Source organism: Micromonospora sp. WMMD975 (genome assembly GCF_029581215.1).
In the GTDB taxonomy this organism is placed as follows: Bacteria; Actinomycetota; Actinomycetes; order Mycobacteriales; family Micromonosporaceae; genus Micromonospora.
In genome coordinates, this window is record NZ_CP120739.1 from 2,891,083 (window position 1) to 2,904,429 (window position 13,347).

9 protein-coding genes are annotated in these 13,347 nt (G+C 72.4%); 8 read left to right on the top strand and 1 reads right to left on the bottom strand.

Features of this window, described 5'->3' with window-relative positions:
• Window positions 1–33: 33 nt before the first annotated feature.
• The 8 genes from O7613_RS12490 to O7613_RS12525 all read left to right on the top strand — a co-directional run bounded on the left by O7613_RS12490 (window position 34) and on the right by O7613_RS12525 (window position 12,526).
• Window positions 34–4,188 (top strand): SpoIIE family protein phosphatase, encoded by a 4,155-nt coding sequence (locus O7613_RS12490; protein WP_282293972.1) that lies wholly within the window; start codon window positions 34–36, stop codon window positions 4,186–4,188.
• Window positions 4,185–4,484 (top strand): STAS domain-containing protein, encoded by a 300-nt coding sequence (locus tag O7613_RS12495; protein WP_281588528.1) that lies wholly within the window; start codon window positions 4,185–4,187, stop codon window positions 4,482–4,484. The genes O7613_RS12490 and O7613_RS12495 overlap by 4 nt, the downstream gene beginning before the upstream one ends.
• Window positions 4,485–4,674: 190 nt before the next feature.
• Window positions 4,675–6,660 carry an alpha-L-fucosidase gene (locus tag O7613_RS12500; RefSeq protein ID WP_281588526.1) on the top strand — a complete coding sequence of 662 codons (1,986 nt, stop codon included), beginning with the start codon at window positions 4,675–4,677 and terminating at the stop codon, window positions 6,658–6,660.
• Between the two features lie 38 nt (window positions 6,661–6,698).
• Entirely contained in the window at window positions 6,699–7,766 is a 1,068-nt protein-coding gene (locus O7613_RS12505; protein ID WP_282293973.1) for a sugar ABC transporter substrate-binding protein, read from the top strand.
• Complete coding sequence (locus tag O7613_RS12510; RefSeq protein WP_281588522.1) at window positions 7,763–9,304, top strand: sugar ABC transporter ATP-binding protein; 1,542 nt, start codon at window positions 7,763–7,765, stop codon at window positions 9,302–9,304. The genes O7613_RS12505 and O7613_RS12510 overlap by 4 nt, the downstream gene beginning before the upstream one ends.
• Window positions 9,297–10,337 (top strand): ABC transporter permease, encoded by a 1,041-nt coding sequence (locus tag O7613_RS12515; protein ID WP_282293974.1) that lies wholly within the window; start codon window positions 9,297–9,299, stop codon window positions 10,335–10,337. Before O7613_RS12510 ends, O7613_RS12515 begins: the two co-directional genes overlap by 8 nt.
• Window positions 10,338–10,361: 24 nt before the next feature.
• On the top strand, window positions 10,362–11,675 hold the full coding sequence (locus O7613_RS12520; protein WP_282293975.1) for an enolase C-terminal domain-like protein: 1,314 nt from the start codon (window positions 10,362–10,364) through the stop codon (window positions 11,673–11,675).
• Window positions 11,672–12,526 carry an amidohydrolase family protein gene (locus O7613_RS12525; RefSeq protein WP_282293976.1) on the top strand — a complete coding sequence of 285 codons (855 nt, stop codon included), beginning with the start codon at window positions 11,672–11,674 and terminating at the stop codon, window positions 12,524–12,526. Before O7613_RS12520 ends, O7613_RS12525 begins: the two co-directional genes overlap by 4 nt.
• Before the next feature lie 17 nt (window positions 12,527–12,543).
• Here O7613_RS12525 and O7613_RS12530 read toward each other — a convergent pair whose 3' ends face one another.
• Window positions 12,544–13,239: a FadR/GntR family transcriptional regulator gene (locus O7613_RS12530; RefSeq protein WP_281588513.1), complete on the bottom strand. Its 696-nt coding sequence runs from the start codon at window positions 13,237–13,239 to the stop codon at window positions 12,544–12,546.
• Between the last annotated feature and the right edge of the window lie 108 nt (window positions 13,240–13,347).

Sequence of the window (13,347 nt, forward strand, 5' to 3'; positions counted from 1 at the left end):
GCACGACCCGAGACGGTGAGGGAGACTCAGGCGATGACCGGCGCTGGCACCGACCCGCGGGCACGTGCCGACGTGTTCGCCGTCGACGGTGAGATCGGCCCGGACCTGGCCCGGGTCGACTGGTCGGCCCACCCGCTGGGGCAGCCCGGCGACTGGCCGCACAGCCTGCGCACGGCGGTACGCATCCTGCTGTCCTCCCGCTTCCCCATGTGGATGGCCTGGGGACCGGAGCTGACCTTCTTCTGCAACGCCGCCTACCGGCGCGACACGCTGGGCCGCAAGTATCCGTGGGCGCTGGGCCGACCGGCGAACGAGGTGTGGGCGGAGATCTGGGACGACATCGGCCCGCGCATCGACACCGTGCTGCGCACCGGCGAGGCGACCTGGGACGAGGGGCTGCTGTTGTTCCTGGAGCGCTCCGACTACCGTGAGGAGACCTACCACACGTTCTCCTACAGCCCGCTGCGCGACGACGACGGCGCCCTGGTCGGGATGCTCTGCGTGGTGAGCGAGGAGACCGAGCGGGTGATCGGCGAGCGGCGGATGGCCACGCTGCGGGATCTCGGCTCGGACCCGAGCGTGATCCGCACCGAGCAGGAGACGCTCGCGTTCGCCGGCCGCCAGTTGGCGCGTAACCCGCAGGATCTGCCGTTCACGCTGACGTACCTGTTCGGCGACGACGGCGACGCGCGACTGGCGGAGGCGACAGGCGTCGCCGCCGATCACCCGGCGGCCCCGGCGACGCTGTCGCCGGACGACCCCGGGGCGCTCTGGCCGGCCCGGGCCCTGACCGAGGGGGAGTCGGTCCGGGTGCCGCTCGACGGCGACGCGTTCGCCGGCCTGCCGACGGGCGGCTGGCCGGACCCGCCGACCGAGGCGCTGCTGGTGCCGCTGCGCCAGCAGGGCGGCACGCCGTACGGCTTCCTGGTGGCCGGGCTCAACCGCTACCGGGCCCTCGACGACGGCTACCGCGGGTTCGTGGAGCTGACCGCCGGGCACGTGGCGACCGGGATCGCCAGCGCCCGCAGCTACCAGGCCCAGCAGCGGCGGGCCGAGGAACTCGCCGAGCTGGACCGGGCCAAGACCGCGTTCTTCTCCAACATCAGCCACGAGTTCCGCACCCCACTCACGCTGATCATGGGCCCGGTGGACGAGCTGCGCGGCCGGCTGCGGGACGCCGACGGGCCGGTCCGCGAGGAGCTGGAGGCCATCCGCCGCAACGGGCTGCGCCTGGGCAAGCTGGTCAACAGCCTGCTCGACTTCTCCCGCATCGAAGCCGGCCGGATGCAGGCCCGCTACCAGCCGGTGGACCTGGCCGCGGTGACCGCGGACCTGGCCAGCGCCTTCCGCTCCGCGATCGAGCGCGCCGGCCTGGCGTTCGAGGTCGACTGCCCGCCCCTGCCCCAGCCGGTGCACATCGACCCGGCCATGTGGGAGAAGGTGGTGCTCAACCTGCTCAGCAACGCGTTGAAGTTCACCTTCCACGGCGCCGTACGGGTGGTGCTGCGCGCCGAGGACGGGCAGGCCGTGCTGCGGGTCGTCGACACCGGCATCGGCGTCGCCGAGGACGAGATGCCCCGGCTGTTCGAGCGGTTCCACCGGATCGAGAACGCCCGGGCCCGCTCCGACGAGGGCAGCGGGATCGGCCTGGCGCTGGTCAAGGAGCTGATCGGCCTGCACGGCGGCACGATCAGCGCCACCAGCGCGCCCGGTCGCGGCACGGAGTTCACGGTCCGGCTGCCGTTCGGCGCCGCCCACCTGCCCGGCGACGCGATCACCCCGGCCGCCCCGGGTCGGCCGACGGTGTCCGCCGAGCCGTTCGTGCAGGAGGCGCTGCGCTGGCTGCCCGACGACCCGACCGCCGAGATGGTCCCGGCGGACCCGCCGCCGGTCGACGGGCCGACACCGGCGATGCCCGGGCAGGCGCCGGCCCGGGTCCTGATCGCCGACGACAACGCCGACATGCGGGAATATCTCACCCGCCTGCTGCGCTCCGCCGGCCACCGGGTGCAGGCCGTGGCGGACGGGCAGGCCGCGCTCGACGCCGCCCGTACCAACACGCCCGACCTGGTGGTCAGCGACGTGATGATGCCCCGGCTCGACGGCCTGCAACTGGTGTCGGCGTTGCGCGCCGAGACCCGGACGGCCGGCACCCCGGTGCTGCTGCTGTCCGCCCGCGCCGGGCAGGAGGCCGCGATCGAGGGGCTGGAGGCCGGCGCCGACGACTACCTGGTCAAGCCGTTCCCGGCCGCCGAGCTGCTGGCCCGGGTGCGGGCGAACGTGGAGCTGGCCCGGCTGCGCAACCACCACGCCCGCTGGCGCACCGCGCTCGTCGACTCGTTGCAGGAGGCGTTCTTCGTCTGCGACTCCGACGGCTCGGTCGTCGAGATCAACGCGGCGTTCACCGACATCCTGGGCTACGGTCCCGAGGGTCTTCCGTACCGGCCGGTGCAGCCGTGGTGGCCGGACCCGGACGCCGAGCCCGAGGCGCACCGTCAGGTGTCCGCCGCGTTCTCGGAGTTGATCGGCCAGCCCCGGGGCAGCTACACCATCCCGGTGACCCACCGCAACGGGCACCGGCTCTGGACCGCGGCGGCGTTCAACCAGGTCGACGACCCGGACACCGGGCGCCGGGTGATCGTGGGGACGTTCCGCGACGTGACCGCCGAGCACTACGCCGTGCAACGCGAGACCGCCCTGGCCGGGCTGAGCGTGCGCCTGTCCCGGGCGGACGACCTGGCCGACGCCCTGCACGGGGCGCTGGACGAGATGCGCAAGCTGTGGCGGGCCGCCGGCGTGGTGACCGCCGTCTTCAGTGACGCCGCCGTGCCCGAGGTCCTCGCCACCGACCCCGCGCTGCGCTGGGAGTCGCTGCCCGACGAGCGCCGGCAGGCGCTGCTCGCGCTGCGGGACACGCCGCTGCTGACTCCGGTGGCGACCCGGGCGCACGGTGCCGGCATCGCGGTGGAGCACCCGTACGGCACCATGGGGCTCTGGATCGACCTGGGTGAGAAGCGGCCCTTCACCGAGCAGGACCAGACGTTGCTGGCGCTTCTCGCCGGCCACCTCGGTCAGGGCCTGCACCGCGTGCACCAGATCGACCAGCAGCGCGAGACCGCGCTGGCGCTGCAACGGGCGATCCTCGGACCGGCCCGGTTGCCGGCCGGCTTCGCCGTGCGCTACTCCCCCGCCACGCTGCCGCTCAAGGTCGGCGGCGACTGGTACGACACGGTCGAGTTGCCCGACGGGCGGATCGGCATCGTGGTCGGCGACTGTGTCGGCCACGGCCTCCGGGCCGCCACCGTGATGGGGCAGTTGCGCAGCGCCTGTCGGGCGCTGCTGCTCCAGGACGCCAGCCCCGCCCCGACGCTGATGGCTCTGGACCGGTTCGCCGCCCTGCTGCCGGGCGCGCAGTGCGCCACCGTCTTCTGCGGTGTCCTCGACCCGGCCACCGGGCTGCTGCGCTACTCCAGCGCCGGGCACCCACCGGCCATCGTGGTGCACGCCGACGGCACGCCCCGGTTCCTCGACCAGGGTCGGTCCCGGCCGCTCGCGGTGCGTACCGGGCGGGAACGCCCGGAGGCCGAGACGGTCGTGCCGGCCCGGGCCACGCTCATGCTCTACACCGACGGTCTCGTCGAGCGCCGACGCCAGCCGCTGACCGCCGGCATCGACCGGGCCACCACCGCGATCCAGGAGGGTCGGAGCATCCCGGTCGAGGCCCTGGCCACCGAGGTGATGGAGCGGCTCACCCCGGCGGGCGGGTACGACGACGACGTGGCCCTGCTCCTCTACCGTCATCCGGGTCCGCTGGAGTTGGACTTCCCCGCCGAGTCGACCCGTCTGGCCGAGGTCCGCACCGCGCTGCGCGGGTGGCTGGACCGGTGCGGGCTGGCGCCGGCGTACTCCTACAACGTGCTGGTGGCCGCCGGGGAGGCGTGCGCCAACGCGATCGAGCACGGCCACCGGGACAGCCCCGGCGGCCGGATCCGGCTGCGCGCCGCCGCCACCGCCGACGCGCTGCGGCTGAGCGTGACCGACAGCGGGCACTGGCGGGAGCAGAACCGGCCCGCCGACCCGAGTCGCGGTCGGGGGCTGGCGCTCATGCGTGCTCTCATGGACAGCATCACCGTGACGCCGGGAGCCACCGGCACGACCGTCGACATGCAGGCAAGGATCATCCGATGAGCACGGCCCTGAAGCTCACCACAAGCAGCGGTCCCGATGGCGCGCGCGTGCTGATCGCGGTCGGCGAGATCGACCTGAGCAACGCGGCTTCCTTCGCCGCCGCGCTCGACGACGCCCTACGGCCCGACGGGAAGCCCCTGGTGGTGGACCTGACCGAGGTCGAATATCTGGACAGCGCCGGCCTGGCCGTGCTGTTCCCGCACGCCGAGCGCATCGCGCTCGTCGCCGGCCCGTTGCTGGAGCCGCTGCTCACCATCTCCGGGCTCGCGGACCTGACGACCGTGCGGAGTCGCTGACGCGTCGACGAGCCCGATTCCGATGCTTTTAGAATCGTCGATGTTAACGTTAACCACGATGGTCCAGCTCACCGGTGAGACATAAGATGTATGACCGGGCTTTTCCCTCAATCCATCATTGACGTTACCTGCCGGAAACGCTTAACGTCTGATGTCTGAGACACCATCACCGTGTTCTGGAGGGATCCCCATGTCCCGTCCGCACTACCCCCGTCGCTCGATTCTGACCGCCCTCGGCGCGAGCGGCGCCGCGATCGCCGTCGGCGGCGTCCTCCGCCCCGGGTCCGCCGCCGCCGCCATCCCCGGCCCGTCCTCCTACGCCGAGACCTGGGCGTCGGTCGGCCAACACCCGGCCGCGCCGGAATGGTTCCAGGACGCCAAGTTCGGCGTCTACTTCCACTGGGGCGCGTTCAGCGTTCCGGCGTACGCCAACGAGTGGTACCCGCGCAACATGTACAACAACGGCTCGAACGAGAACAACCACCACAAAGCCGTCTACGGCGACCCGTCTGCCTGGCCGTACCACAACTTCATCAACGGAGCCCGCGACAAGGCCGGCAACCTCGTCCAGTTCGCCCCGAAGCTGAAGTCCGCCGGTGGCAACTTCGACCCGAACGAGTGGGCGCAGTTGTTCGCCGATGCCGGGGCGCGCTTCGCCGGCCCGGTGGCCGAGCACCACGACGGCTTCTCCATGTGGAACAGCCAGGTCAACGAGTGGAACTCGGTGGCCAAGGGCCCCCGCCTCGACCTGCTCCGCCTGCACACCGACGCGATCCGCGCGCGTGGCCTCAAGGTCATGGTCGCCATGCACCACGCGTACAACTTCACCGGGTTCTACCAGTGGGCGCCGCAACAGTCCGACGCCAGCCTGCGCAAGCTCTACGGGCAGCTCGGCACCGCCGCGCAGGAGCAGCTCTGGTACGACAAGCTGCGCGAGGTCATCGACCAGGCCCAGCCGGACATGATCTGGCAGGACTTCAACCTCACCCGGATCAGCGAGGCGCAGCGGCTGCGGTTCCTGGCCTACTACTACAACCGGGCGGTGGCGTGGGACAAGGAGGTCGTCGCCACCTACAAGGACGGCCTGGACCTCGGCGGCACGGTCTTCGACTACGAGCGCGGCGGTCCCGCCGCCCTGCGCCAGCCCTACTGGCTCACCGACGACAGCATCAGCAGCTCCAGTTGGTGCTACACGGTGGGGATCGGCTACTACTCGCTCCACCAGATGCTGCACTCGCTGCTCGACCGGGTGAGCAAGAACGGCAACATGGTGCTCAACATCGCGCCGATGGCCGACGGCACCATCCCCGCCGGGCAGCGCACCGTCCTGCTCGGCATCGGCGACTACCTGGCCCGCTTCGGCGAGTCCGTCTACGCCACCCGGGCCTGGACCACGTACGGCGAGGGCCCGACCCAGATGGGCGGCGGATCGTTCAGCACGCCGCGGGCCGGCACCGCCCAGGACATCCGGTTCACCCGCAGCAAGGACAACCGGGTGCTGTACGCCACCGTGCTCGGCTGGCCGGGCAGCACGGTCACCATCACCACGCTCGCCTCGAACCGGATCGACCTGAGCAGCCTGGCCGGCGTGCAACTGCTCGGGTCCACCGCCGGCAGCTACGTCAACCTGCCCACCCGGAGCCAGGACACCGGCGGCCTGCGGATCACCCTGCCCTCGGCCGCGGCGCCGTTCAGCGCGCCCGCGTACGTGCTCAAGCTGACCTTCAACGGCCCGATCCCGGCGTTGGGCGGCGGCAGCACGACCACCTGGCGGCGGATCACCAACGTGACGAACGGCCTCGCGCTGGACAGCGGCGGCAACGTCGCCTCCGGGTCCACGCTCAAGCAGTGGAGCTGGGACGGCAGCCCCAACCTTCAGTGGCAGCTCGTCGACCTGGGCACCGGCTACCACCGGATCGTCAACCGGACCAACGGCATGGTCGTCGACGGCTTCGGCCGCACCGGCAACGGCGTCGCCGCCGCACAGGCGCCGTGGAACGGCGGCAACACCCAACAGTGGCAGCTCACCGACCAGGGCAACGGGCGGTACCGGATCGCCAACCGGGCGACCGGCCTGGTGCTCGACGGTGGCGGCCAGGTCGCCTCCGGGTCCCCGGTCAAGCAGTGGACCTGGGACGGCAGCGCCAACCTGCAGTGGACGATCACCGCCGTCTGAACCGCGTGACGACTCCCCCGGAGGATGGAGGCAGCACCATGACCCGTAGGGCTCTCCTGAGCGCGGGCCTGACACTGATGCTCGCCGCGTCGGTCGTGTCCGCGGCCGGCTGCGGTGACCGCACGACCGGCGGCGGATCGGACGGCTCCCGTCCCCTCGTCGGCGTCGACTACCCGCGCTCCGACACCGACTTCTGGAACTCGTACATCAGATATGTGCCGCAGTTCGGTGCCGAGCTGAAGGTCGAGCTGAAGACCACCAACTCGCAGAACGACATCGCGAACCTCATCTCCAACGCCCAGACGTTCATGAGCCAGGGCGTCCGGGGCGTGGTGATGGCGCCGCAGGACACCGCCGCCATCGCGCCGACGCTGAGCCAGCTGGAGAGCAAGAAGATCCCGGTGGTCACCATCGACACCCGGCCGGACACCGGCAAGGTCTTCATGGTCGTCCGCGCCGACAACCGCGCCTACGGCACCCGGGCCTGCCAGTTCCTCGGCACCAAGCTCGGTGGCAAGGGCAAGGTCGTGATGCTCCAGGGCGGCCTCGACTCGATCAACGGTCGGGACCGCACCGAGGCGTTCGGCGAGTGCATGCGCAAGGACTTCCCGGGCATCACCGTGTTCGGCGAGGCCACCGACTGGAAGGCCGACGTGGCCGCGACGAAGTTGCAGACCCGGTTCGCCTCCGACCCGGACGTCAGGGGCGTCTACATGCAGTCGTCGTTCGCGCTGTCGGGCACGCTCCAGATCCTCAAGCAGCGGGGCCTCCAGGTGCCGCCGACCGACCCGAAGCACGTCTTCGTCGTCTCCAACGACGGCATCCCGGAGGAGCTGACGAACATCGGCAAGGGGCTGATCGACGCCACCGTCAGCCAGCCGGCCGACCTGTACGCGAAGTACGGGCTGGAGTACGTGCGGGCGGCGATCGAGGGAAAGACGTTCCAGCCCGGCCCCACCGACCACGACAGCACCATCATCCAGGTCCGGGACGGGCTGCTGGAGGACCAGCTCCCGGCGCCGCTCGTGACGCTCGACGGCGCCCCGGTCGGGGGTCAGCCCACGCTGAAGTTCGACGACCGGTCACTGTGGGGCAACCAGGCATGAACGCCGACCCGCGGACTCTCGACGACGGGCCGGTAGGCGAGCGCCGGCCCGTCGTCGAGGCGGTACGCGTCACCAAGCGCTTCGGCTCGACGGTCGCCCTGTCCGACGCGGGCATCGTGGTCCGGGCCGGTGAGACGCACGCGCTGGTCGGGCGCAACGGGGCCGGCAAGTCGACGCTCGTCGGCATCCTCACCGGGTTGCAGGCCCCGGACGGCGGGGCGGTGGCGTTCGACGGCCGCCCCGCGCCGCCGCTCGGTGACCGCGACGCCTGGCGGCGGCGGGTGGCCTGCGTCTACCAGAAGTCCACCATCATCCCCACGCTCACCGTCGCGGAGAACCTGTTCCTCAACCGGCACGCGCGAGGCCGGGACGGGCTGATCCGCTGGTCGCGCCTGCGCCGCGAGGCGGAGCGGACGCTCGCGGCGTGGTCGGTCGAGGTGGACGTCCGCAGGCCCGCCTCGACCCTGTCGGTGGAGCAACGGCAGTTCGTGGAGATCGCCCGGGCGCTCTCCTTCGGCGCCCGGTTCATCATCCTCGACGAGCCGACCGCGCAGCTCGACGCCGCGGGCATCAGCCGGCTGTTCACCCGGATCCGGGACCTGCGCGCCCAGGGGGTCACGTTCCTGTTCATCAGCCACCACCTCCAGGAGATCTACGACATCTGCGACCAGGTGACGGTCTTCCGCGACGCCCGGCACATCGTCACCGCGCCGGTCGCCGAGCTGAGCCGCCCGGCGCTGGTGGCGGCCATGACCGGCGAGGACGTGACGTTGCCCCGGGCGGACCACCGGCCGCTGCCGGCCGACGCGCCGGTGCGCCTGTCGGTGCGCGACCTGGTCACCGCCTCCGGCGTCGAGCTGTCGGTGCAGGCCCGGGCCGGCGAGGTGGTCGGTCTCGCCGGCGGCGGTGGCAGCGGCAAGGTCGAGGCCGCCGAGGCGATCGTCGGGCTGGCCCGGCGCGCGGGCGGGACGGTGCACGTCGACGGGCGCGCGGTGCGGCCGGGCAGTGTGCCCGACGCCCTCGCCGCCGGCGTCGGGTTGGTGCCGCAGGACCGGCACCGGGAGGGCCTGGTGCCGTCGCTGTCCATCGCGGAGAACGTCACCATGACCGTGCCGGACCGCATCGCCCGGCGTGGGCTGATCTCCCCCGAGCGGCGCGACGCGCTGGCCCGGCGGACCATCGCCGACCTGGCGGTCAAGGCGGGCGGGCCGCACGTCCCGGTCGCCGACCTGTCCGGCGGCAACCAGCAGAAGGTGGTCATGGGCCGGGCCCTGGCCAGCGAGCCGAAGGTGCTGGTCCTCATCACCCCGACCGCCGGGGTCGACGTGCGGTCCAAGCAGACGCTGCTCGGGGTGGTGGAGGGCGTACGCCGGCGCGGCGCGGCCGTGCTCGTCGTCTCCGACGAACTCGACGACCTGCGGATCTGTGATCGCGTGCTCGTCATGTTCCAGGGCCGGGTGGTCGGCGAGCTGGCGCACGACTGGAGCGACAACGACCTGGTAGCCGCCATGGAAGGGGTGGATCTCCACCATGTCTGAGACGCTGTCCGCCGCCACCCCGTCCCCGGCCCCGCCGGCGTCGCCACCGACGCCCTCGTCGCGGAGCCTGGCCGTCGCCCGGCTCCGCGACCTGGCCCTGGTGCCGGCGATCGTCGCGGTCGCGATCGTCGGGTGGGTCGTCAGCCCGGTCTTCCTCAGCCCCGACAACATCATCAACGTGCTGCAGAGCATGTCGGAGATCGCCATCGTGGTCCTCGCCCAGACGATCGTGCTGATCGCCGGCAAGATGGACCTGTCGTTGGAGTCCACCTTCGGCCTCGCGCCTGGCATCGCGGCCTGGCTGACCGTCGACCCGGCGCTCACCCGAGGGCTGGGGCTGGATCTGCTGCCCGGCGCCTGGGCGGTGCCGGTGGTCCTGCTCGTCGGCGCGCTCGTCGGCGCGTTCAACGGGCTGCTCATCGTGCGCTTCGGGCTGAACGGGTTCGTCGTCACGCTGGGCATGCTCATCGTCCTGCGCGGCCTGCTCACCGGCATCTCCGGCGGGCAGACCTTCTTCGCGCTGCCGGAGTCGATGACGTACCTCGGCTCCACCACCTGGCTCGGGGTGCCGGCGTCCATCTGGGTGTCGCTGCTGCTGTTCGCCGCCGGAGTGGTCGTCCTCGGCTTCACCCGCGCCGGTCGGGCGCTCTACGCGATCGGCGGCAACACCGATGCGGCCCGGGCCGCGGGCATCCGCACCGACCGGGTGCTGTGGATCGCCCTGATCGTGGCGAGTGTCCTCGCCGCGCTGGCCGGTCTGCTGATCAGCGGTCGACTCGCGGCGGTGCCGGCCGCCCAGGGCAGTGGCGCGATCTTCCAGGTCTTCGCCGCCGCGGTGATCGGCGGTGTCAGCCTCAACGGCGGCCGGGGCAGCGTCTTCGGCGCCTTCACCGGCGTCCTGCTGCTCTTCATGATCATAAATGTGCTGACCCTGGCCGGGGTGCCCGCGCAGTGGACCAACTTCCTCAACGGCACCGTCATCCTGGTGGCCCTGGTGGTCTCCCGCATCACCGGTGGCAAGGCACAGACCTGAGACCGTCCGACCCCAGGAGACCCGTTGAGCGAGCGCATCACGTCCGTAGAAGCCATCGACGTACGGTTCCCGACGTCCCGCCAGCGCGACGGGTCGGACGCGATGAACCCCTTCCCCGACTACTCGGCCGCCTACCTGCTCCTGCGCACCTCGGCCGGCGCCGAGGGTCACGGCCTGGTGTTCACCGTCGGGCGGGGCACCGAGCTCGTGGTCGCGGCGCTGCGGTCACTCGCGCCGATGGTGGTCGGTGAGCCGGTCGACCGGCTCCTCGCCGACCCCGGCGCGCTCGCCCGCCGGCTCGTCGGCGACAGCCAGATGCGCTGGCTGGGCCCGGAGAAGGGGGTCGTGCACATGGCCGCCGGCGGCCTGGTCAACGCGGTGTGGGATCTCGCCGCCCGGCGCGCCGGCAAGCCACTGTGGCGGCTGCTCGCCGACCTCACCCCGGAACAGGTGGTGGCGCAGGTCGACTTCCGCTACCTGCGCGACGCCCTCACCGAGGAGGACGCGCTGGGGCTGCTCCGGGCCGCCCGGGACGGACGCGCCGAGCGGGAGCGCCGGCTGCTGTCCGAGGGCTACCCGGCCTACACCACCACACCGGGCTGGCTCGGTTACGACGACGACAAGCTGGCCCGGCTCTGCAAGGAGGCGGTCGACGCCGGATTCCGCCTGATCAAGCTCAAGGTCGGCGCCGACCTCGGCGAGGACGTCCGCCGCCTGGGCATCGCCCGGCAGACCGTCGGGCCGGACGTCCGCATCGCGGTCGACGCCAACCAGGTCTGGGGCGTGCCGGAGGCGATCCGGTGGATGCGCGCGCTCGCGCCGTTCGACCCGTACTGGATCGAGGAGCCGACCTCGCCCGACGACGTGCTCGGGCACGCCGCCGTCCGCACCGCCCTGGCGCCGGTGAAGGTCGCCACCGGCGAGCACGCGCACAACGCGGTGATGTTCAAGCAGTTGTTGCAGGCCGGCGCCGTCGACGTGGTGCAGATCGACGCCTGCCGGGTCGCCGGCGTCAACGAGAACCTGGCGATCCTGCTGCTCGCCGCGAAGTTCGGGGCGCCGGTCTGCCCGCACGCCGGCGGGGTGGGGCTGTGCGAGTTGGTGCAGCACCTGGCCATGTTCGACTTCCTCGCGCTCAGCGGCAGCACCGAGGACCGGGCCATCGAGTACGTCGACCACCTGCACGAGCACTTCGCCGACCCGGTGGTCGTCCGGGACGGCCGCTACCACGCGCCCCGGGCGCCGGGCATGAGCGCGGAGATGCTCGCCGCCTCGCGGGCCGCGTACCGGTTCCCCGACGGCGCGCGGTGGGCCGCGGCGAAGGAGGCCCGCACGTGATCATCGACGCGCACCACCACCTGTGGCGGCCCGAGCACGGGTACGACTGGCTCGACGGGCCCGGGCTGGACGCCATCCGCCGTCCCTTCACCCCGGCGGACCTGACCGCCGAGCTGAGCGCGTCCGGCGTGGACGGCACCGTGCTTGTCGAGGGCGGCCGGTGCCACCGCGACGAGGCGCCCGAGTTCCTCGGGTACGCCGCCGACACGCCGCCGATCCTCGGCGTGGTGGCCTGGCTCGACGTCGCGGCCGACGACGTCGCGGCCACCGTCGCGCGCTACCGGGGGTTGCGCGGGGGCGAGTTCCTCGTCGGCGCGCGCTCCCAGGTGCAGGGAAAGGCGGACCCGGACTATCTGGACCGCCCCGAGGTGCTGCGGGGTCTCGCCGAGGTCGCCGCCGCCGACCTCGCGTTCGACCTGGTGATCCGCGCCGACCAGTTGCCGGCGGCGGCCCGGGCCGCGCGCGCGGTCCCCGGGCTGCGCCTCGTGCTCGACCACCTCGGCAAGCCCCGGATCGACCAGGGCGCGGCGGGGCTGCGGAGCTGGCGCGACCCGCTCGCCGCGCTCGCCGCGAACGCCAACGTCACCGCCAAGCTGTCCGGCCTGGTCACCGAGGCCACGCCGGGCTGGGCACCGGCCGACCTGGCGCCCTTCGTCGACGTCGCGGTGGACGAGTTCGGCCCGGATCGTCTGATGTTCGGCTCGGACTGGCCGGTCTGCCTGCTGCGGTCCGACTATCCGGGGGTGCGCCGGGCGTTGGAGAGCGCGCTGCCGCCGCTGCCGACCCGGGACCGCCAGGAGATCTTCGCCGGCACCGCCGTGCGGACCTACCGCCTGGGGTCACCGGCGTGACCACACGCCGCCGCGCCTCACTCGGCCGCCGCCTTGGCCGCCAGCACCGTACGCAACCACGCCTCGGAGGTGTTCACATGCAGCAGCGCGCTGGCCTGGGCGAGCAGTTGGTCCCGCGACCGCAGGGCGAGGTAGATCGCGTGGTGCTCGTCGATCGTCGTGTGCGCGGCGTTGGCCTCGATCAGGCCGCGCCACACCCGGGCCCGCAGGGTGCGGCCGGACAACCCGTCCAGCAGCGAGGTGAGCGTCTCGTTGCCGGTCGACGCCACGACGGTGTGGTGGAAGGCGGTGTCGAAGGTGATCAGCTTCTCGGCGTCGCCGGCCGCCGCGCGCATGTCCTCCAGGATCCGGGCCAGCTCGTCGAGGCCGGCGTCGGTCATCCGCAGCGCCGCCATCCCGGTCGCCACCGGCTCCAACATCCGGCGTACCTCCATGACCTCCAGCAGCGTGTCGTCGCGCAGCAGCTCCACCGCGACGCCGAGGCCCTCCAGCAGCAGCCGGGGCGCGAGGCTCGTCACGTACGTCCCGTCGCCGCGGCGCACGTCGAGCACCCGGGCCGACTCGAGCACCTTCACCGCTTCCCGGACACCGCTGCGCGACAGGCCCATCTGCGCCGCCAACTGCGGCTCCGGTGGCAGCCGCGCGCCCGGGGGCAGCTCACCGCTGGAGATCATGCCGCGGATCCTCGCGATCGCGTCGTCGGTAAGTGCCATCCACGCCCCCTCCGGACCGGCTCGCCGTGCGCGGTAGCCCCGACCGCGTGCGGGGTGGCGAGCCTCGGCGACGCTCCCCACTATAGAGACGTCGGATCTTTGACCCGG